At 59.5% G+C, this 17,761-nt stretch carries 18 protein-coding genes; 13 read left to right on the top strand and 5 right to left on the bottom strand.

The window, feature by feature from the left end; all coding sequences use genetic code 11:
• Nucleotides 1-2: 2 nt before the first annotated feature.
• Nucleotides 3-1,259 (top strand): HDOD domain-containing protein, encoded by a 1,257-nt coding sequence (locus AC13E3_RS18360; protein WP_008176449.1) that lies wholly within the window; start codon nucleotides 3-5, stop codon nucleotides 1,257-1,259.
• Nucleotides 1,260-1,311: 52 nt separating this feature from the next.
• Nucleotides 1,312-1,890 carry an LON peptidase substrate-binding domain-containing protein gene (locus AC13E3_RS18355; protein ID WP_039882136.1) on the top strand — a complete coding sequence of 193 codons (579 nt, stop codon included), beginning with the start codon at nucleotides 1,312-1,314 and terminating at the stop codon, nucleotides 1,888-1,890.
• Here the strand turns inward: AC13E3_RS18355 and AC13E3_RS18350 are convergent.
• The 3 genes from AC13E3_RS18350 to AC13E3_RS18340 are packed head-to-tail and all read right to left on the bottom strand — an operon-like array spanning nucleotide 1,887 to nucleotide 5,352.
• Complete coding sequence (locus AC13E3_RS18350) at nucleotides 1,887-3,344, bottom strand: bifunctional DedA family/phosphatase PAP2 family protein (RefSeq protein ID WP_008176445.1); 1,458 nt, start codon at nucleotides 3,342-3,344, stop codon at nucleotides 1,887-1,889. The two genes, AC13E3_RS18355 and AC13E3_RS18350, sit on opposite strands and share 4 nt — an antisense overlap.
• Nucleotides 3,341-4,339: a GGDEF domain-containing protein gene (locus AC13E3_RS18345; RefSeq protein ID WP_008176443.1), complete on the bottom strand. Its 999-nt coding sequence runs from the start codon at nucleotides 4,337-4,339 to the stop codon at nucleotides 3,341-3,343. The genes AC13E3_RS18350 and AC13E3_RS18345 overlap by 4 nt, the downstream gene beginning before the upstream one ends.
• Nucleotides 4,336-5,352 (bottom strand): GGDEF domain-containing protein, encoded by a 1,017-nt coding sequence (locus tag AC13E3_RS18340; RefSeq protein ID WP_482902330.1) that lies wholly within the window; start codon nucleotides 5,350-5,352, stop codon nucleotides 4,336-4,338. The genes AC13E3_RS18345 and AC13E3_RS18340 overlap by 4 nt, the downstream gene beginning before the upstream one ends.
• Nucleotides 5,353-5,525: 173 nt before the next feature.
• On the opposite strand from AC13E3_RS18340, the gene AC13E3_RS18335 reads away from it, so the two are divergent.
• The 10 genes from AC13E3_RS18335 to lipB all read left to right on the top strand — a co-directional run bounded on the left by AC13E3_RS18335 (nucleotide 5,526) and on the right by lipB (nucleotide 14,557).
• Nucleotides 5,526-6,782 carry a glutamate-5-semialdehyde dehydrogenase gene (locus AC13E3_RS18335; protein ID WP_053114577.1) on the top strand — a complete coding sequence of 419 codons (1,257 nt, stop codon included), beginning with the start codon at nucleotides 5,526-5,528 and terminating at the stop codon, nucleotides 6,780-6,782.
• 5 nt (nucleotides 6,783-6,787) lie between these two features.
• Nucleotides 6,788-7,438 carry a nicotinate-nucleotide adenylyltransferase gene (gene nadD / locus AC13E3_RS18330; protein ID WP_014576127.1) on the top strand — a complete coding sequence of 217 codons (651 nt, stop codon included), beginning with the start codon at nucleotides 6,788-6,790 and terminating at the stop codon, nucleotides 7,436-7,438.
• 70 nt (nucleotides 7,439-7,508) lie between these two features.
• Nucleotides 7,509-7,859, top strand: a complete 351-nt coding sequence (rsfS, locus tag AC13E3_RS18325; protein WP_008176434.1) for a ribosome silencing factor — start codon at nucleotides 7,509-7,511, stop codon at nucleotides 7,857-7,859.
• Between the two features lie 2 nt (nucleotides 7,860-7,861).
• On the top strand, nucleotides 7,862-8,332 hold the full coding sequence (rlmH, locus tag AC13E3_RS18320; protein ID WP_008176432.1) for a 23S rRNA (pseudouridine(1915)-N(3))-methyltransferase RlmH: 471 nt from the start codon (nucleotides 7,862-7,864) through the stop codon (nucleotides 8,330-8,332).
• 9 nt (nucleotides 8,333-8,341) lie between these two features.
• A complete protein-coding gene (gene mrdA / locus AC13E3_RS18315) occupies nucleotides 8,342-10,231 on the top strand; it encodes a penicillin-binding protein 2 (protein WP_008176429.1) in 1,890 nt (629 codons plus the stop codon).
• Complete coding sequence (rodA, locus tag AC13E3_RS18310) at nucleotides 10,231-11,373, top strand: rod shape-determining protein RodA (RefSeq protein WP_008176427.1); 1,143 nt, start codon at nucleotides 10,231-10,233, stop codon at nucleotides 11,371-11,373. Before mrdA ends, rodA begins: the two co-directional genes overlap by 1 nt.
• A 123-nt stretch (nucleotides 11,374-11,496) precedes the next feature.
• Nucleotides 11,497-12,390: a septal ring lytic transglycosylase RlpA family protein gene (locus AC13E3_RS18305; RefSeq protein ID WP_008176425.1), complete on the top strand. Its 894-nt coding sequence runs from the start codon at nucleotides 11,497-11,499 to the stop codon at nucleotides 12,388-12,390.
• A 56-nt stretch (nucleotides 12,391-12,446) separates the two neighbouring features.
• Nucleotides 12,447-13,613, top strand: a complete 1,167-nt coding sequence (locus AC13E3_RS18300) for a D-alanyl-D-alanine carboxypeptidase family protein (protein ID WP_008176423.1) — start codon at nucleotides 12,447-12,449, stop codon at nucleotides 13,611-13,613.
• Between the two features lie 30 nt (nucleotides 13,614-13,643).
• Nucleotides 13,644-13,913, top strand: a complete 270-nt coding sequence (locus AC13E3_RS18295; RefSeq protein ID WP_008176421.1) for an HP0495 family protein — start codon at nucleotides 13,644-13,646, stop codon at nucleotides 13,911-13,913.
• A gap of 5 nt (nucleotides 13,914-13,918) precedes the next feature.
• Complete coding sequence (lipB, locus tag AC13E3_RS18290; RefSeq protein WP_008176418.1) at nucleotides 13,919-14,557, top strand: lipoyl(octanoyl) transferase LipB; 639 nt, start codon at nucleotides 13,919-13,921, stop codon at nucleotides 14,555-14,557.
• Between the two features lies 1 nt (nucleotide 14,558).
• Here the strand turns inward: lipB and AC13E3_RS18285 are convergent, their stop codons facing one another.
• On the bottom strand, nucleotides 14,559-15,650 hold the full coding sequence (locus tag AC13E3_RS18285) for a GGDEF domain-containing protein (RefSeq protein ID WP_008176416.1): 1,092 nt from the start codon (nucleotides 15,648-15,650) through the stop codon (nucleotides 14,559-14,561).
• A 252-nt stretch (nucleotides 15,651-15,902) separates the two neighbouring features.
• On the opposite strand from AC13E3_RS18285, the gene AC13E3_RS18280 reads away from it, so the two are divergent.
• On the top strand, nucleotides 15,903-17,348 hold the full coding sequence (locus tag AC13E3_RS18280; protein WP_008176414.1) for an ABC1 kinase family protein: 1,446 nt from the start codon (nucleotides 15,903-15,905) through the stop codon (nucleotides 17,346-17,348).
• On the opposite strand, the gene AC13E3_RS18275 is transcribed toward AC13E3_RS18280, so the two are convergent.
• The gene (locus AC13E3_RS18275; RefSeq protein WP_008176412.1) at nucleotides 17,288-17,731 is read right to left on the bottom strand and encodes a YqaA family protein; all 444 of its coding nucleotides are present in this window, start codon (nucleotides 17,729-17,731) and stop codon (nucleotides 17,288-17,290) included. The two genes, AC13E3_RS18280 and AC13E3_RS18275, sit on opposite strands and share 61 nt — an antisense overlap.
• Between the last annotated feature and the right edge of the window lie 30 nt (nucleotides 17,732-17,761).

The following is a 17,761-nucleotide window of genomic DNA, read 5'->3' as shown; positions in this document are numbered from 1 at the left end:
CTATGGCCGGCCAGGAAAGCCTGCCGCTTCGTCGCCTTAAAGAGTTTCAGCCCTTGAACCGGCTGACCGATGACCAGTTGGTTTTGCTTGCCAGCCGGGCCGAGCGTCGTACCCATGGGCCCGGGCAGAGGGTGCTGGAACGCGGTGTCCGTGACGGTCTCGATTTTTTCCTGGTGGCAGGAAAGATTGAGCTTGAGTCCGTGGATGGCCGAAAAACGATCATCGAAGCCGAAACCGAGAAAGCCCAGAACCCGATTGCCAGACTCCAGCCACGAATGTACGACGTTACAGCCGTCAAACCCTCGGAATTCCTGGTCGTCGAACAGGACATCCTTAACCAGTTGCTGCGTTCGGCGCCTGTCGAACAGGTTGAGATGGATTCAGGTGAAGGCAATGGAGGGCTCGAGAGCGAGGAACATCACCTGCTGATGGAATTCCTGTCGGAGCTGAGATCGAACCAGGTGAAGCTTCCCAGTGTGCCGGATGTGGCCTGGAAGGTCCGGCGGGCGGTAGATAGAGAGGAGTCGACGGCGGATCAGGTGGCTCTTGCCGTATCGGCCGACCCGGCGATGGCGGCCAAGCTCGTTCGCGCCTGTAATAGCCCGCTTTATCGCGGATTCAGTGATGTCCGGAATGTCCGGGAAGCAGTGGTCCGTTTGGGCATGCGCACCACCCGCCAGCTGGTGACGGTGTTTTCCATGCGTGAGGTGTTCAAGACCCGTCAGGCGTCGCTTCAGAAAGAGATGGAAAAGCTTTGGCGTCACTCTCGTGAAGTGGCTGCCCTTTGCTGGGTGCTGGCGGATCACGCCACCAAATTGAATCCGGAGGAGGCGTTGCTGGCGGGACTGCTCCATGATATCGGCGTGGTACCGATCCTGGTCCAGGCGGAACATCATGTGAATCTCTTTGCCGATGAGGCCAACCTCAGCCATGCAATCCGCGAACTCAGGGCGGATGTGGGTACGGCGGTTCTGGAGAACTGGTCGTTCCCGCCGGCGTTCGTTGAGGCGGTCCGTCATGCCGAGGACTGGGGCTATGAATGCCGAGAGACATCACCCCAATTGGTGGATGTGGTTATCGTGGCGCAATTGCATTCGATGATCGGTTCCAGCCAGAATGCCGAGCTTCCCCCGTTCGACCAGGTGCCGGCGTATCGGCGTCTGGGCGAGCTTGAACTCAATGCTTCTCGCAGTTTGCAGCTTCTGACGGAGGCCAGGGCCCGGGTCGACGAAGTTCAGCAATTGCTGTCCATCCGGTGATTGTCCGGGCTGTGTAAACTGTGGAGTCTGCTTTCCGGTGACTGTTGCACTTATGAATGTACCTTTGTTCCCCCTGAATTCCATCGTCCTGCCCAGGGGGAGGATTCCCTTGCAGCTGTTCGAGCCGCGCTACATCGACATGCTGACCCGTTGTCTCAAGGAGGATCGTGGGTTCGTTGTGGTGCTGTTGCAGGAAGGCGGAGAGGCCGGGCGCACCGCCGCCTTCTACGATATCGGCACTTATGTACGTATTATTGATTTCCAGCAGCTGGAAAACGGCCTTCTGGGGATTACCGTTGAAGGCGAATCCAAGGTCTCCGTGGTCCGCAGCTGGCAGCAGGAAGACGGCCTGAATGTGGGAGACGTCGAGTGCCTGATTGAAGAGGCAGAGAGTGAGGTGCCGGAGCGTTTCAGCGAGTTGCCCTCGGTTCTGAAGGCGTTGTTTCGTCATCCGGTCATCCGGGACCTGAACATGGACATTGACTATGGTGATGCCCGGGATGTTGGCTGGCGGCTCACCGAACTTCTGCCACTGGACAAGCAGGAGAAACAGAAGCTGGTGGAATTGCAGGACCCTCTGGAGCGGCTCACCCGGCTTCAGGGGCTCCTGGAGGCGCTGGAAGAAGGTTAGGTGCCAGCAACCGGCCTGAAGTTCAGAACCGCCTGATCCCAGGACAGCAGGATGTAGGCTCCCGTAAGGATTAACCACACCACCGCTGCACCAACGATGGTGATATCGGGCGCCAACGGAACCTTGTCATAGCGGCTGTAACTGGCCCGCACTGCACCGGTAACGGCCAGGGCAAGCAGTAGTCCTCCAATCACATCGGTGAACCAGTGCACCCCAAGGTAGAGCCGGCTCAAAGCCACGGGCACCAGTGGCAGCGAGAGCAGCACGTAGTATTGCCAACGTCTCCGATGCCTGCTTTCGCCGGCGACGAAACTTGCCAGCAGCGTCACCATCAGGGTAATGCCCGCCGTGTGACCACTGGGAAAAGCGCCGGAATTCGGCGGGCCCATGACTTCATCCGGCCGGGGCACGCCCAGCAGCGCCTTCAGGCCCCAGACCAGAACCACCGTCACTGCGATAGCCGTCATAACATGGATGGCCGCGGCGTAATAGCCCCGGAATAGCAGTGCCGCGCAGGCGAGCACACCGGCGGTCATTAACACCGGCGCGTCACCCAGCAGGGTAATGGCAATGAAGGGACCGTCCAACAGAGGTTGCCGGAGTTGCTCAAACCAGAGAAGGGTGGCCTGATCGAACCCATCCAGGAGGCTGGTGGCGGTAGCCAACTGCCCCCAGATCAGAAGTAGTGCGGAGGCACCCAGTGCCAGCATGAATGAGGCCAGCGGGAATTCGCCCTCCCGGGCCGGTCGTTGATTCGTGTACAAGCGCCAGAAACGGTTCGTAGCCTCGTATTGCGCCATCCACTGCTTCAGCCAGCGGTAGAAACGGCTGTCCTCCCCAAGTCCCAGCTGAAACCTCAGCAGCACGAAATAGACCACCGTCAGGGCCGCGAGGCTGATGCCGATGACCGCGTAAAAATGCGCCGGAGGCCTGATATCACTGGCCAGGGCACTGCCCACCAGAAACCCCGGGAAGATGTAGACTGGCGCCCAGGCAACAGCGGAGCCGATGTTGAAAGCCAGAAAGCGTCGCCAGGACATCATCAGGGCCCCGGCCACGAGCGGGATGATCGGTCTGACCGGGCCGACGAAGCGGCCGATGATCACACTCTTGCCGCCGTGACGCTTGAAGAAGCGCTCCCCGGTACCGATGATTTTTGGATAGCGGCTCAGTGGCCAGGCGGTTGTCAGGCGCCCCTGCAGCAGTCGCCCCAGGCCAAAACTTGCCGTGTCGCCGGCGATGGCCCCAAGGCCCGCCCAAAGCAGTGCTTCCGCAAGCGGCATGCCGGTCTCCCCCGCCAATACGGCGACGGCAAACAGGATGGCGACACCCGGGACAATAATGCCGGCTATAGCGAGTGATTCGATGAAGGCAGTCGTAAACAGGGCTGTTGCCAGCCAGCCGGGATGCAGGCTGAGCCATGCCGACAGATCGTTCAGCCAGGCACTGCTCATGTTTCGATGGTTTCTCCCGGGCTGAACCAGACCGAATCCGTACCGCGTCTGCGAGCTTCTTCCATGGCCTGGTGGGCCCGGTCCCTGAGTGTGTCGGTACGGGTGTCGCCACTGCCGCGGGTGGTGCAGCCGAGGCTTACTGTGGCTTTGCCAACCACCGGCCAGTGGTGTTCGGCAATGGTGCGGCGAATCCGCTCGGCAATCACTCGCACGCCTTCTTCCGGAGTAAACGGCAGGATCAGGAAAAACTCCGAGTCTTTCAGTGTGTACAGGGTATCGCCGGCCCGAATCACGCCGAAGAGGTGCTCGGTCATATCCCTGAACAGGCCCTGAACCTGGTCCCTGCCGTGAAGGTCGGCCACTTCGTCGGCGTAATCAATGCTCAGGTCGATGACGGACAGGCAGTGCCCCGTGGCGATGGCACGGCTGATCTCTTTCTGAAGGGTTTCATCCAGAAAGCGGGCATTATGGGCGCCAGTCACCGGATCGGTAATGGCGAGGTCCTCTGCCGACTGGGCCATGTGGTCATAGTGCCAGATGTACAGGGCTGCAACCGCCAGAAGGATGAACAGGCCCCCCGTGATGGCAATGGCGTCAGCCGGTGCCTTTTCGAGGAACAGGATGATCGACATGGGTACCAGCAGCAGGAGCGATAGCCCGACGCCCTGACGCAGGGGCAGGATAAGCAGATTCAGCACCAGCAGGGGCATGGCCCAGTGGCTGATGCCAGGGGCATCCATGGTCAGCAGCGCTGCCAGCATGCCACTGTTCAGGCCGGAGAGGATGACCAGGTGCCCGGGGGCCGACAGCTGGTGCCGGCGGCAAATGATGGTGTAAACGGCACCCGCGAGGGTCAGAACAGCCATCCCTGAGGCCAGGTAAAAGAGTTCGTAGAAACCATAGCGGAGGTTCTGCATCGCCAGGGTGAAAATGAACAGGCAGGCGATGCCGTAGCCAAAGGCATGTGTCCAGGTTCTCAGTCGGGTCTCTGTCATGCCACTGGCCCCTCTGCCCGAGGCTGGTTTGGTTGTGCCGGCTGCGACCATGAACTGTAGGCCTGGCTTCGGTTGCCTCCCTGCTGCTGGGCCCGGCGCAGGGCATTCGCGGCACTCTGCTGCAGACTGTTGGCATCGTCACCGATATTCAGGCCGGCGATACCGGTGCTGACGGTCAGGTTCATACCGTGGGATTCCAGAAGCGTTGCCAGGCCCTTGCGGATCGTCTCGGCGCGGGCGATCGCGTCGCTGGTGGAAATGCCCGGCAGGATCACCAGAAACTGCAGGTCCGCGACCCGGTAGTAGGTGTCGAAATCACGGATCTGGGAATGCAGGTAGCGACCAATGCGGGGAAGAATCGAGCGGATGTCCTCATCCGGTTCGTCATCGCTCAAATGGGTGTCCAGCCCGATCATGATAATCGACATATCGGTGCCCTCCCGCTCACTGCGCTGGATTTCCTTGTGCAGGTCGGCAGACAGGTATTCCCGGCTGGCTGCCTGGGTCAGCTCGTCGGTACGGCGCAACGGCGCGAGTTGACGGGTCTTGTAGTCCCGCAGGAAGACCAGCAACGCCGAAAGCAGCAGGGTAAGAAGAAAGGCGCTGATCATCTGGTGGCGGTCGGCAAGGCCTACCGCCCATTGTGTCGCGATCATTGCCAGTACAGCGATGATCAGTGTTACCACGGCTGCGGCCGCTGGCGGAACCAGGGCGAAAGCAACCAGAGGCAGCGCGTAAAGCCAGTGGCTCAGGATCCATGGGCCGGTCCAGAAACTGGCCAGCAGTATCAGCAGAAGCACGACAAAGAAAGCCTGCTGGATTCTCGGCCAGGGCTGGTGGACCCGGTTGGGGTGGAACGTCTTTCCGGCAATGACAATACCTGCCGCGGCAGCCGCGGCTGCGGCAACCATGGGTTCGCCCAGCACGGCGCAAAGGGTCGCAATGGCGATCAGGGCCACGAAGCCCGCTCGCGACAACTTGCTCAACAGGAATTTTTCGGCCATCTGGGCCATGGTGTCCTTCCTTTTCCCGAACTCCCTTGAAAAACCGTCCCCGGGGAACCTTTATAGGTCCGAGTATGGCATATCGCAGCGGTATAATATCTGTTTGGGATGCGTACTTGAAACGGGAAAGGTAAAGTTAGGCCCTGATTCCTGATTCCGCTTGAAAACAGAAAGGTATTTGAATGGATATTGCAGCGTACATGGCTGAGGTTGGGCAGCAGGCCCGTGCAGCGGCAACCGGAGTGGCTCGTTCGACCACCGCCGTGCGTAATCAGGCGCTCCTGGCGACGGCCGAGGCCCTGGATGCAGCCCGGGAAGAGCTGGCCCTCGCCAATGGCAAGGATCTGCAGATGGGCCGGGAAAATGGCCTGGATGCGGCGATGCTTGACCGGCTGGAGCTGACACCCCAGCGAATCGATACCATGATTGAGGGCCTGCGCCAGGTGGCCTCCCTGCCAGACCCGATCGGTGCCATCACCGACATGAACTACCGGCCCTCCGGTATCCAGGTGGGCAAGATGCGTGTTCCGCTGGGCGTCATCGGTATTATTTACGAGTCCCGTCCCAACGTGACGGTCGAGGCTGCGAGTCTGTGCCTCAAGTCGGGCAATGCGACCATTCTCCGGGGCGGCTCAGAGTCCATTCATTCCAACCAGGCCATTGCCCGCTGTCTTTCCGTGGGGCTCGCGAAAGCGGGACTGCCCGAGAATGCGGTGCAGGTGATCAAGACAACGGACCGCGCTGCGGTCGGAGAGTTGATCACCATGCCGGACTACGTTGATGTGATTGTGCCCAGGGGCGGCAAGGGGCTGATCGAGCGCATCAGCCGCGATGCCCGGGTGCCTGTTATCAAACACCTTGATGGCGTCTGCCATGTCTACATCGATAGCCATGCCGATCCGGAAAAGGCGCTGAAGGTGGCGATCAACGCCAAAACCCACCGGTACGGAACCTGCAACACCATGGAAACCCTATTGGTGGATGCAGAAATCGCCGAGGATATCCTGCCTCTGCTGGCCCAGGCTTTTGTTGAAAAAGGCGTGGAATTGCGGGGCTGCGAGCGGACACGGGCCATCGTCGAAGGCGTGGTAGAAGCTACCGAGGCAGACTGGGAAGCCGAATATCTTGCTCCGGTCCTGGCAGTGCGTGTGGTTGACGGCCTGGAAGGCGCCATTGCCCATATCAACCGCTACAGCTCCCAGCATACCGACAGCATCATTACTGAGAACTACACGCGGGCACGGCGCTTCATCACGGAGGTGGATTCCAGTTCGGTGATGGTCAATGCCTCCACGCGCTTCGCCGATGGGTTCGAGTATGGTCTGGGGGCCGAAATCGGCATCTCCACTGACAAGATCCACGCCCGGGGACCGGTGGGGCTGGAAGGCCTCACATCCCAGAAATACGTGGTCTTCGGTGACGGGCACATCCGGACCTGATGCCCATGCATGTCATTTATGGGGGGACCTTCGACCCGGTGCATCATGGCCATCTCAGGCTTGCGCTGGAAATCAGCGATCGTCTTGGCGTGGATTACGTCAGCCTGGTGCCCTGTCATATTCCGCCGCACCGGGGGCAAACCGGGGCGTCTTCCAGTCAGCGCCTGGAGTTGTTGAGGCTGGCAGTGGCCGGTGAGCCCCAGTTGCGGATTGACGACCGTGAGCTCTCACGGGAAGGAGCGTCCTACACCGCCGATACCCTTCGCCAACTCCGGGCCGAGCTTGGCCCGGATGAACCCCTGGTGATGGTGGTTGGCACGGACGCATTTGCTGGCTTCGATCGCTGGCGGGAATGGCAGCAGATTCCGGGTCTGGCGCATGTGGTTGTGGTCCGTCGGCCGGGCCCGGCATTGGACCCATCCTCCGAACCGGCCCGATTACTGGCAGAGCGTGGTGTGGAAAGCCCGGAGGCCCTGCATGACAGCCCCTGCGGCTGCGTTCTCGAGCTGGATCCACCCTTGCTGGATGTTTCCGCGACCGGTATTCGGGAGCGTATCGGTGACGGCCGTTCGCCACGCTATCTGGTGCCTGACTCGGTCTGGACAGAAATTCGCCGCCAGGGGCTCTATGGAGCATGCCCTGACGGGAACTTTTAGTGCTACAATCGCGTCTGAATATGACATTTCGGGCGGCCATACCGGCAAACGCCCGTCCAACAGGGTGATTATGCAGGCAGAGCAACTGAAAGATCTGGTAATTAATGCGCTTGAAGATGTGAAAGCACAGGACATCAGCGTAATCGATGTCCGTGACCGCACCAGTGTCACCGACTTCATGGTTCTGGCATCCGGAACGTCCAACCGACATGTAAAATCCCTGGCAGACTCCGTCGTGGTCGAAGCGAAGGAGAAGGGCGTGCGCGCGAGCAATGTTGAAGGTGCCGGCGTCAGCGACTGGATTCTCGTGGATCTGGGCGATGTGGTTGTTCACGTCATGATGCCTGCCACACGAGAATTTTACGATCTGGAGCGCTTCTGGCGTGATGCTCCGGATCTTGGTGTTGCGGGCAGCGAATAATCATGCGGTTACGCCTGATCTGTGTGGGGCAGAAAATGCCCGACTGGGTCAGTACCGGATTCGGAGATTACGCCCGCCGCATGCCGCCGGAGCTACCCGTGGAACTGGTTGAAATCCCCGTCGCCCACCGGGGCAAGAATCCCGATATCCCCAGGCTGATGCAGCGAGAAAGCGACGCCATTCTGGCGGCCACCGGCGCGAAGGACCGGGTCATCGCGCTGGAGGTTGGTGGGCGGCCGTGGTCGACCGAAAAGCTTGCGGCGCAGCTGGAGAACTGGCAACAGGATGGCCGGGACGTCAGCTTTCTGGTGGGCGGCCCGGATGGCCTCGCCGACGATTGCCGCAAACGGGCCGACCAGCAATGGTCGTTGTCGCCCCTGACCCTGCCTCATCCCCTGGTGCGTATTGTTCTTGCAGAACAGCTCTACCGGGCCTGGTCGATCACCCGCAATCACCCGTATCACCGGGCCTAGGGGGACGTTATGCCATGGGGTGAGTTCAAGGATACGGCAGCGGAACGCCGGCTGTTCCAACGGCGGACCCTGGTCATGCTGGTAATTGTCATGCTCGCTATCGGCGGCCTGATTGCCCGGATGTACCAGCTTCAGGTCGTGGAGCATGAGATATACACCACGCTCTCAGACAAGAATCGCGTCCAGGTCCAGTCGGTGCCTCCTCCCCGGGGGCTGGTATACGACCGCAATAACACCCTGCTGGCGGAGAACCGCCCCGTTTTCAGTGTAACGCTTGTGCCCGAGCGGGTGCAGGGCATGGACGATACCCTGGCGCAGCTTGACGCGATCCTGGAGATCTCCGAGGAAGACCGCGAACGGTTTCAGCGTCGGCTTCAGGAGCCCCGCCGACCCTTCCAGGAAATCCCCCTTCGCTATGACCTTAATGAGCAGGAGATGGCGCGCCTCGCCGTGCATCGCCACGAGCTTCCGGGCGTCGAGGTCAAGGCTGAGCTGGTACGGTATTACCCCCACAGTGAGCTGACGGCCCATGCCCTGGGGTTTGTCGGACGTATCAATCGGGATGAGTTGCAAAGGATCGATCCGGTCAACTACGCAGGCACCAACTACATCGGCAAGTCGGGCATTGAGCGGTTCTACGAGGAAATCCTCCACGGCCAGGTCGGTTACCAGCATGTCGAAACCAATGCCCGGGGCCGGACTCTCAGGGTTCTGGAACGTGAGAACCCGGTTCCCGGGGAGGATCTGCAGCTGCATCTGGATCTCAGGCTGCAACAGCGTGCCCACGAGCTTCTTGATGGTCGTCGGGGCGCCATCATTGCCATAGAACCGGATACCGGCGGCATTCTCGCGCTGGCCAGCGTGCCGGGGTTTGATGCCAACAAATTCGTCACCGGTATCAGCGTCAACGATTATCGGGAATTGAGCGACAGCAAAGACAAGCCCCTGTTTAATCGTGCCTTGCGCGGTCAGTACCCGCCAGGCTCAACCCTCAAGCCCATGCTTGCGGTCGCCGCCCTCGACAGTGGCGCGACCACCCGGGATTACACCATCTGGGATCCGGGGCATTTCCGACTGAATCAGGGTGGCCGGGTCTGGCGCGACTGGAAGCGGACGGGGCACGGCTGGGTTGATCTCAAGGACGCTGTGGCCGAATCCTGTGACGTCTACTTCTACGAGGCGGCGGTCGAAATGGGCGTGGATACCATGCACAGCTACCTGTCTCATTTTGGCTTCGGGGAAGACGCGACGCTTGATGTCTCCGGGGCCCTGAGCGGCTTGCTTCCTTCCAGAGACTGGAAAAGGGCAGTGCGCAATGAACCCTGGTATCCGGGAGATTCCGTGAACCTGGGTATCGGCCAGGGCTTCATGTTGGCAACACCGTTGCAACTGGCGACAGCGACCGCCCTAATCGCCAATCGAGGCGAGTGGGTCGAGCCGAGGTTACTGAAAGATATCAAGGGGGATCGCCCGGTCGAGGAGTTCCTACCCGCCGAAACCCACGAGCCGCTCAAGTTGAAGAACCCGGACGACTGGGAGTATGTGGTGGAAACCATGGTTGAAGTCATGCACGGAGCGAAGGGCACTGCCCGGGGTGCTGGTCGTGGTGCCCCCTACAAGATGGCAGGCAAGACAGGAACTGCCCAGGTCTTCAGTCTGGCCGAGGATGAAGAATACGATGAGGAAGAAATCCGCGAGCGGCTTCGGGATCATGCGCTTTTCGTGGGTTTTGCGCCGGTAGATAACCCGAAAATTGCCGTCGCCGTTATTGTCGAGAACGGCGGCAGCGGCAGTGGCACCGCGGCACCGGTCGCGCGGGCGCTGTTTGACTCCTGGTTGCTGGATTATGGCCAGGGGGATAGCGCATTGGTCAGTGGTGTCGGCGAGGTGGCTGACTGATGGCGTTCAAGGCGTTACTGGATTCAACCGCAAGCAACCCTCTTGGCCGGCACCGGAGCATCTGGACAGCGCTGCATCTGGATCCAATCCTGTTGCTGCTGTTACTCCTGCTGGTTTCCGGCGGGCTGTTCGTACTCTACAGCGGTGCCGACCGGAACCTTGAGGTCGTCAAGGCCCAGGGCATCCGGCTGGGCGTGGCGTTTGTCGTGATGCTGGTATTTGCCCAGCTGGATCCCTCGGTGTTTCGCCGTTGGGCGCCGTGGCTCTACGGCGCCGGTATTGTGGCCCTGATTGCGGTTCTGCTGGTGGGCGTTGGTGCCAAGGGTGCGCAACGATGGCTGGCTATTCCGGGACTTCCGCGTTTCCAGCCATCGGAATTGATGAAGCTGGTGGTTCCCATGATGGCGGCCTGGTATCTGTCCAGGCATTTCCTGCCGCCCAGATTCCGGCATGTAACCGTCGGGCTGGCGATCGTTCTGGTGCCCATGGTCATGATCATGCAGCAGCCGGACCTGGGGACCTCGCTGCTGGTCGGCATGGCCGGTATCTTCGTGGTGTTTTTTGCGGGCATCAGCTGGAAACTGATCACGGCGTTCGTGGCCATGGTGTCCGTTTCGGCCCCGCTGATGTGGTTCTTCGTCATGAGGGAATACCAGAAACAGCGTGTGTTGACGCTTCTGGACCCTCAGAGTGACCCCCTTGGCGCCGGCTGGAACATCATCCAGTCCAAGACCGCCATCGGTTCCGGTGGCGTGGATGGCAAGGGCTGGCTTCAGGGAACCCAGTCGCACCTGGAGTTTCTGCCAGAGAGTCATACCGACTTCATCGTCGCAGTGCTGGCTGAAGAGTTCGGGTTCGTGGGCATGCTGATCCTGATGACGGTGTATTTCCTGATCATACTGCGGTGCCTGTATATTGCCGCGACAGCCCAGGATTCATTCAGCCGCCTTCTCGCGGGTGCGCTCACCATGACGTTCTTCATCTACATCTTCGTAAATGTCGGGATGGTAAGTGGACTTTTGCCAATCGTTGGTGTGCCATTGCCCCTGATCAGCTACGGTGGTACGTCGGGGGTCACCCTGATGGCAGCCTTTGGTGTTTTGATGTCGATTCATACCCATCGGCGAATGATTGGCGCCTGATTCGGTCAATCAAACCATGGCCACAGGGTAATGGTGATTCCTTCGGAGAACCCGTTACAATGAAGGCTGGACCACCGGGAACCTGATACCGGTGGCCAGTGTAGTCAAGAGGAATTCCGGACAGTGAACTGCAAGCCCTCATTCTCCCTCCTGCTGTCGGTGGTTGTGTCGCTGATACTCGGCGGCTGCGCGTCGGCCCCGGAAACGGACCATTCGTCCCGCTATACCCTGGCAACCGACAGGGCCCCTTCGGGTAACTTCGATGTGTCCGGTCTTGACGATGCGGTACCGGTTTACGAGGCTCCCAGGAGGGCGGGCAATAAATCGCCCTACCAGGTCTGGGGCAAGCAGTACCACGTGCTCGACAGCAACGATGGCTATGTGGAGCGGGGTACGGCGAGCTGGTACGGCGAGAAATTTCATGGCCACAAGACCTCCAACGGCGAAACCTTTAACATGTACACCATGTCCGCCGCGCACAAATCCCTGCGGATCCCCGGCTATGCACGTGTAACGAACCTTGATAACGGTCGCTCGGTGATTGTCCGTGTCAACGACCGCGGTCCCTTTCACAGCGACAGGATCATCGACCTGTCATACGCCGCTGCCAAGAAGCTGGGGTACCAGGCCAGGGGCACGGCCCGTGTGGAGGTGGCTGCCATCACCGTCAGGCCGGATGGCGCCATGTTCATTGCCGGCGAGCCTTATTCCCCGGGAGATCCGGCCGGATACGCTGAAAGCCGGGTGGAGGCAAGCGGCGACATGGCCATGACCAACCGGTCATTGTTTGTGCAGCTGGGGTCCTTCAGCAGCCGGGATCCGGCTGAAAAACTGCTCAGCCAGGTGAGGGCGGTGCTGGAGAATCCGATGCGCGTTCGGGCAGTGGATACCTCCGCGGGGCGCTTCCATCGGGTCCAGGTGGGCCCCTTCAATGACGAAGACAGCGCCAGGCGTACCCAAAGCCTGCTGGAAGCCCGTGGTTTCGATCAGTCCATCCTACTGACCGATACGCACTGAATAAGCCGAACACGACATATTTAAAAAAATACACTTAACGACGAATGAATGGACCCATGGCCTTAAACTCTGCTTTTCGAACTCTCTCCGTTGTCCTTGTGCTGATGCTTGCCCTGACAGGCAAGGCAATGTCCCAGTCGGTGCTGATTCCGTCGCCGCCGCAGATTGCCGGCAGCTCCTACGTGTTGATGGATCCCAAGAGCGGACGGATCATCATGGAGGAGAATAGCCACGAGCGTTTGCCTCCGGCCAGTCTGACCAAAATGATGACGGCCTATATTGTCGAGCGTGAGCTTGATGAGGGCCGCATTGCCATGTCCGACATGGTTCCCATCAGCGTTAATGCCTGGAAGACCGAAGGTTCGCGCACCTTCGTTCGGGAAGGCACCCAGGTTTCGGTCGAAGATCTGCTCAGGGGGGTCATCATTCAGTCGGGCAACGACGCGTCTGTTGCCCTGGCGGAATTCGTTGCAGGCAGTGAAGGAGCCTTCGTTGACATCATGAACCAGCAGGCCCAACTGCTGGGAATGAAAGACACCAATTTCGTGAACGCGACCGGCCTGCCCTCGCCGGAGCATTTCTCAACAGCCTATGACCTGGCGATGCTGGCCCGCGCGATCATCAACGATTACCCGGAGAACTATCCGCTCTACGCTGAAAAACATTTCACCTACAACAACATTCGCCAGCCGAACCGGAACAGTCTGCTCTGGCGCGATGATAGCGTCGACGGCCTGAAAACAGGCCATACCGAGGAGGCGGGTTATTGCCTTGTTGCCTCTGCCAAACGCAACGACACCCGTTTTATTGCCGTGGTTATGGGCACCAACAGTTCAGAAGCACGGGCCCAGGAAATCCAGAAAATGCTGAACTACGGCTTCCGCTACTATGAGAGCGAACGCCTGTTCCGGTCAGGCCAGGAGCTCATCGAAGCCCGTGTCTGGGGCGGTCAGGCTGATCAGCTCTCCGTTGGCATGACTGAGGATGTCTACGTGACCATTCCACGGAGTTCACGAAACGATCTGGAATCGACGGTCGACCTTGATTCTGTGATTAAGGCACCCATTAAAGTTGGGGACGAGCTGGGACGGGTGAAGGTCTCCTATAACGGCGAGGTACTGGTTGATCAGCCGGTGTTGGCCCTGACCGAGGTTCCCGAAGGTGGCTTTTTCAAACGCATCTGGGACGCCATCAAGCTCTTTTTCATTCAGTTATTTCAGTAAGGTGATGTTGATCCCGGGGAGTAAAACGGCATGAGTGAGCCGAAAGCACCAAAAATTGAGTTTCCTTGCGACTATGTGATCAAGGTGATTGGCAATGCGGCCCCGGATTTCACCGAGTTCGTGGTCGAGGTTGTGGAGCAGCATGCCCCCGGAATCAGCGAGACCGATATCACCGTTAACGACAGCAGCAAAGGCCGTTTTTCCTCGGTTCAACTGAAGATTGTGGCCACGGGTGAAGCGCAACTGAAGGCCCTGTTCGAGGATCTCAAGGCCAGTGGCCGCGTACACATGGTGCTCTGAGCCCGATGCCTGACCTGATTGTCCGATCCCTGGGTGAGCAGCCCTATCTGGAAACCTGGGAGGCCATGAAAGCCTTCACCGCTGACCGCGATGACAGTGTGGCGGATGAACTCTGGTGTTTGCAGCATCCGCGGGTTTATACCCAGGGCCAGGCGGGGAAGGCCGAACATATTCTTGCCCCGGGCGACATCCCGGTGATCCCGGTGGATCGGGGCGGGCAGGTGACCTACCACGGTCCCGGCCAGCTCGTGATTTACCTGATGATCAATCTGACTCGCAAAAAACTTGGTGTACGTTCTCTGGTGGACGAGATCGAACAGGCCATCGTCCGCACGCTTGCAGAATTGGGCGTTGAGGCCGCTCCGAGACCGGACGCCCCGGGCGTTTACGTGGGCGACGCCAAGATTGCCTCGCTCGGACTGAGGGTTCGCCGGGGTTGTTCCTTTCATGGCCTGGCGCTGAATGTGGATATGGACATGGAGCCTTTTCAGCGCATAAACCCCTGCGGCTACGCCGGAATGGCCATGTGTCAGGTTCGCGACTTTGTTCCCGGTGTGACACTGGCTGACGTGCAGCGGAGGTTGTCGCAGCAGCTGGTCAGTGGCCTGGCTCACCACGATGTCGATTTCCGCGAGGGCTGGTAGCTCAGGCCGCGGCTTCATTCTCGTAACCGCATGCGCGGTTACGTCCCTCGGATTTCGCCCGATACAGGGCTTCGTCTGACCGCTGCAGCAGGCGATCGATGGATTCCGAGCCACGGATCGACGCCACCCCCACACTGATGGTTGCCTGAATCGGGCCCTTCTCCGTGCTTACGGATCTGGCGGCAAAAGCTTCACGGATCCGGTTTGCGGATGCCAGCGCCTCCCCGGTATTGGTTTCGGGCAGCAGAACCAGGTACTCCTCACCGCCCCATCGGGCCAGCGTATCAACTTTGCGGCATTGTTCCCGAAGGGTCCTGGCCACCAGAATGATCAATTCGTCACCCACATGGTGCCCATAGTTGTCGTTAACGCTCTTGAACAGGTCAATGTCCATCAGCAGCACCGAAAAGGGCCGGGCGTTGCGAAGATAGCGCTGATACTCGATGTCCAGTTGCTCAAGCGCTTCGCGGCGATTGGCCAGGCCGGTCAGGGCATCGTGCTTGGCGGCATACTCGAATTCCGCGGCCAGCTTCAGCAACCCCAGCTTGCTGCGTCGACGGCTCTGGTCAAGGATGTAACAGGTGACCATTTCAAAACCCAGCACCGCTATCATGGTGATTCTGAAACTGGTGCTGTGCGGCGGATCGAACAGGAAATCCCCCAGTGGGCTGAAAAGGAAGATGACGGCGGCGAACCCGCCACAGCAGGCGAGCACCCCAACCCGGGATTCGCTGATGTAGAAAATGATGGGCGGGTAGGCAAACAACCAGATAATGGCGGAACCGTCCTCTACCGCGTTGATAGCCAGGTAGGTGAACAGCACCGTAATCAGGGTTATGAAGCCGCGACGCTGCAGGGTCTTGTTACCGAAGAGCAGGTAGCTCACAGAGTTGACGGCAAGAAGAACGGCGAAGCCAACCAGTAGTGGCGGCGTGATCGGGTCGTTCTGCAGGCTGGAGCGCCAGGCAAAGAAACAGAGCAGGGGCACGGCAACAGCGGTCAGCCAGTTGATCAGGATCGGGACAGGAATCTCGCCCTTGACCCGGAACTGCGACAGCTCCGTATCCGGCGTTTTTCTTGCGGATTGCGGCATTTTCAGATCTTGTTGTTGTGATAGTCGTTGTTGGACCTTACGTATCTAGAAATACTAGACCGGTTTCCCGGCGGAAACTGTGTCGAAACGTAAACGATCCGGTTGTGCAGATGTAAACCGGCAACGGGGCTGGCGCATTGGCCCCGTGGCCGCGGCAGGCCGGTCGACTCGGTTAGGTCAGCTCCCCTGACTATCCGTATAATGGTGTAAGCCGCCAAACGTGGTGAAATTCTCTGATCCGAACAGGTCACTATGTCTTCCAGACGTTCAGGAAATTCGGTTTCCCGCATCAAGACAGGCAGTTTCGAGCGCAGGCTGAGTCTGACCCGTGCCGGGTTGTTTGCCGGTACCCGTATGGCCTCACATATGGCAACCAACTGGTTCAGCACTCGGGAAAATCGGGAAAAACGTCACCGCGCCATGCTTTCGAGCCAGGCCCGGTTCCTGGTGGATGAACTGGGCAAGTTAAAGGGCAGCGTGGTCAAGATTGGCCAGGTTATGGCTCTGTACGGCGAGCATTTTTTGCCCGAGGAAGTCACCGAAGCGCTCCACACCCTGGAAGATCAGACCACTTCTCTGGAATGGCCGGCTATCGAGCGTGTGCTGAAAGACGAGCTGGGCGCGGAGCGTCTGGCGCAACTGGATGTAGAGCCCGAGCCTATTGGCGCTGCGTCGCTGGGGCAGGTCCATCGGGCCTGGCGCCGCAGTGACGGCCTGGAGCTGGTGCTGAAGGTGCAATACCCGGGCGTTGCCGACGCGGTAGACAGCGACCTGAATGCTGTCGCCCAGTTGCTGCGAGTGGCCAGGCTGGTCAGTTTTGGCCCCGAGTTCAATGACTGGCTGGAGGAAGTCCGGCAGATGATGCATCGGGAGGTGGACTATCGCCTTGAGGCGAAGACCACCGAGAAATTCCGCAACATGCTGGCATCGGATCCGAGATTCATTGTGCCCAGGGTCCTGCCGGAGTTTTCAACCGAGCACGTTATTTGTTCAACCTACGAGCACGGGCATTCGGTCAGTTCCCAGTCGGTCAGGGACCTGCCGCTGGAACGTCGCAGTGCCCTTGGCAAGGCCGCCCTGGAGCTGTTTTTCCGGGAATTGTTCATCTGGGGCGAAATACAGACCGATCCCAATTTCGGCAACTACCGCATCCGGATTGCCGGGGAGGAAGGGGATGACCCGGGGTACGACCGTATCGTCCTCCTCGATTTCGGCGCCGTGCAGTCCTACTCGGACGAGTTTCTCAAACCGGTCATCCAGATGATCAAGGCATCCTACGAGAACGATCTCGATGCGGTAATCGATGGTGGCGTGAAGCTGCGTTTCATGAGCACCGAGTGGCCGGAGGAGGTACTGGAGAAGTTTGGCCAGGTCTGCATGTCGGTGCTTGAACCGCTCTCCAGCGACAAGGATTCCTGGCCAGACTATGCAGTAAACAGCCACGGCCAGTATCGTTGGAAGCAGAGTGAACTGCCGTCCCGGGTGGCGCGTCAGGCGGCCCGGTCGGCGATCAGTCGCTATTTCCGCGTGCCCCCGAAGGAGTTCGTGTTCCTTAACCGTAAACTGATCGGGGTCTACACCTTCGTTGCGGTTCTGAATTCCGAATTTAACGGCGAGCCGCTGCTTCGGAAATACCTCTACGGTGAAGGTGACGATGCACCGGACGCCTCCGCGACGAGCCAGAGCACAAAGGCGTAGCGGGCCCCCTTGCCGATTCCTACCAGTATCACAAAATTGAGCCACGGCACGCGCATGATCCCGCCAACCAGGGTCAGCGCGTCGCCGCCCAGAGGCAGCCAGCCCATCAGCAGAGACCATTGGCCATATCGGTTAAAGCGGTTCCTCGCCTTGTGCAATTGCATCTCGCTGATCGGAAACCAGGGTTTATGCTTAAAGCGATCTACCTGCCGGCCGATAACTCCGTTAACGACCGAGCCCAGCGTGTTACCCAGTGTTGCCCAGAACCACAGCCACCACCAGGAGTAACCCTGTGTTATCAGCGTGCCCAGCAGAACTTCCGAGTAAGCGGGCAGCAGCGTGGCAGCGGCGAACGCGGTCAGAAATAGCGTCAGGTAGGCCACCGGCTCCTCCGTGCTCTAAAATAGAATGAA

The sequence above is a fragment of the Marinobacter sp. L-80 genome (assembly GCF_056859395.1).
The sequence above is the reverse complement of the archived record's forward strand: the minus strand, read 5'-3'. Positions and strand labels throughout refer to the sequence as shown.

Excerpts from the sequence above, each read along its gene's own strand:
- AC13E3_RS18360 (WP_008176449.1), top strand. The coding sequence starts at position 3 with ATGGCCGGCCAGGAAAGCCTGCCGCTTCGTCGCCTTAAAGAGTTTCAG.
- AC13E3_RS18355 (WP_039882136.1), top strand. The coding sequence starts at position 1,312 with ATGAATGTACCTTTGTTCCCCCTGAATTCCATCGTCCTGCCCAGGGGG.
- AC13E3_RS18350 (WP_008176445.1), bottom strand. The coding sequence starts at position 3,344 with ATGAGCAGTGCCTGGCTGAACGATCTGTCGGCATGGCTCAGCCTGCAT.
- AC13E3_RS18345 (WP_008176443.1), bottom strand. The coding sequence starts at position 4,339 with ATGACAGAGACCCGACTGAGAACCTGGACACATGCCTTTGGCTACGGC.
- AC13E3_RS18340 (WP_482902330.1), bottom strand. The coding sequence starts at position 5,352 with ATGGCCCAGATGGCCGAAAAATTCCTGTTGAGCAAGTTGTCGCGAGCG.
- AC13E3_RS18335 (WP_053114577.1), top strand. The coding sequence starts at position 5,526 with ATGGATATTGCAGCGTACATGGCTGAGGTTGGGCAGCAGGCCCGTGCA.
- nadD (WP_014576127.1), top strand. The coding sequence starts at position 6,788 with ATGCATGTCATTTATGGGGGGACCTTCGACCCGGTGCATCATGGCCAT.
- rsfS (WP_008176434.1), top strand. The coding sequence starts at position 7,509 with ATGCAGGCAGAGCAACTGAAAGATCTGGTAATTAATGCGCTTGAAGAT.
- rlmH (WP_008176432.1), top strand. The coding sequence starts at position 7,862 with ATGCGGTTACGCCTGATCTGTGTGGGGCAGAAAATGCCCGACTGGGTC.
- mrdA (WP_008176429.1), top strand. The coding sequence starts at position 8,342 with ATGCCATGGGGTGAGTTCAAGGATACGGCAGCGGAACGCCGGCTGTTC.
- rodA (WP_008176427.1), top strand. The coding sequence starts at position 10,231 with ATGGCGTTCAAGGCGTTACTGGATTCAACCGCAAGCAACCCTCTTGGC.
- AC13E3_RS18300 (WP_008176423.1), top strand. The coding sequence starts at position 12,447 with ATGGCCTTAAACTCTGCTTTTCGAACTCTCTCCGTTGTCCTTGTGCTG.
- AC13E3_RS18295 (WP_008176421.1), top strand. The coding sequence starts at position 13,644 with ATGAGTGAGCCGAAAGCACCAAAAATTGAGTTTCCTTGCGACTATGTG.
- lipB (WP_008176418.1), top strand. The coding sequence starts at position 13,919 with ATGCCTGACCTGATTGTCCGATCCCTGGGTGAGCAGCCCTATCTGGAA.
- AC13E3_RS18285 (WP_008176416.1), bottom strand. The coding sequence starts at position 15,650 with ATGCCGCAATCCGCAAGAAAAACGCCGGATACGGAGCTGTCGCAGTTC.
- AC13E3_RS18280 (WP_008176414.1), top strand. The coding sequence starts at position 15,903 with ATGTCTTCCAGACGTTCAGGAAATTCGGTTTCCCGCATCAAGACAGGC.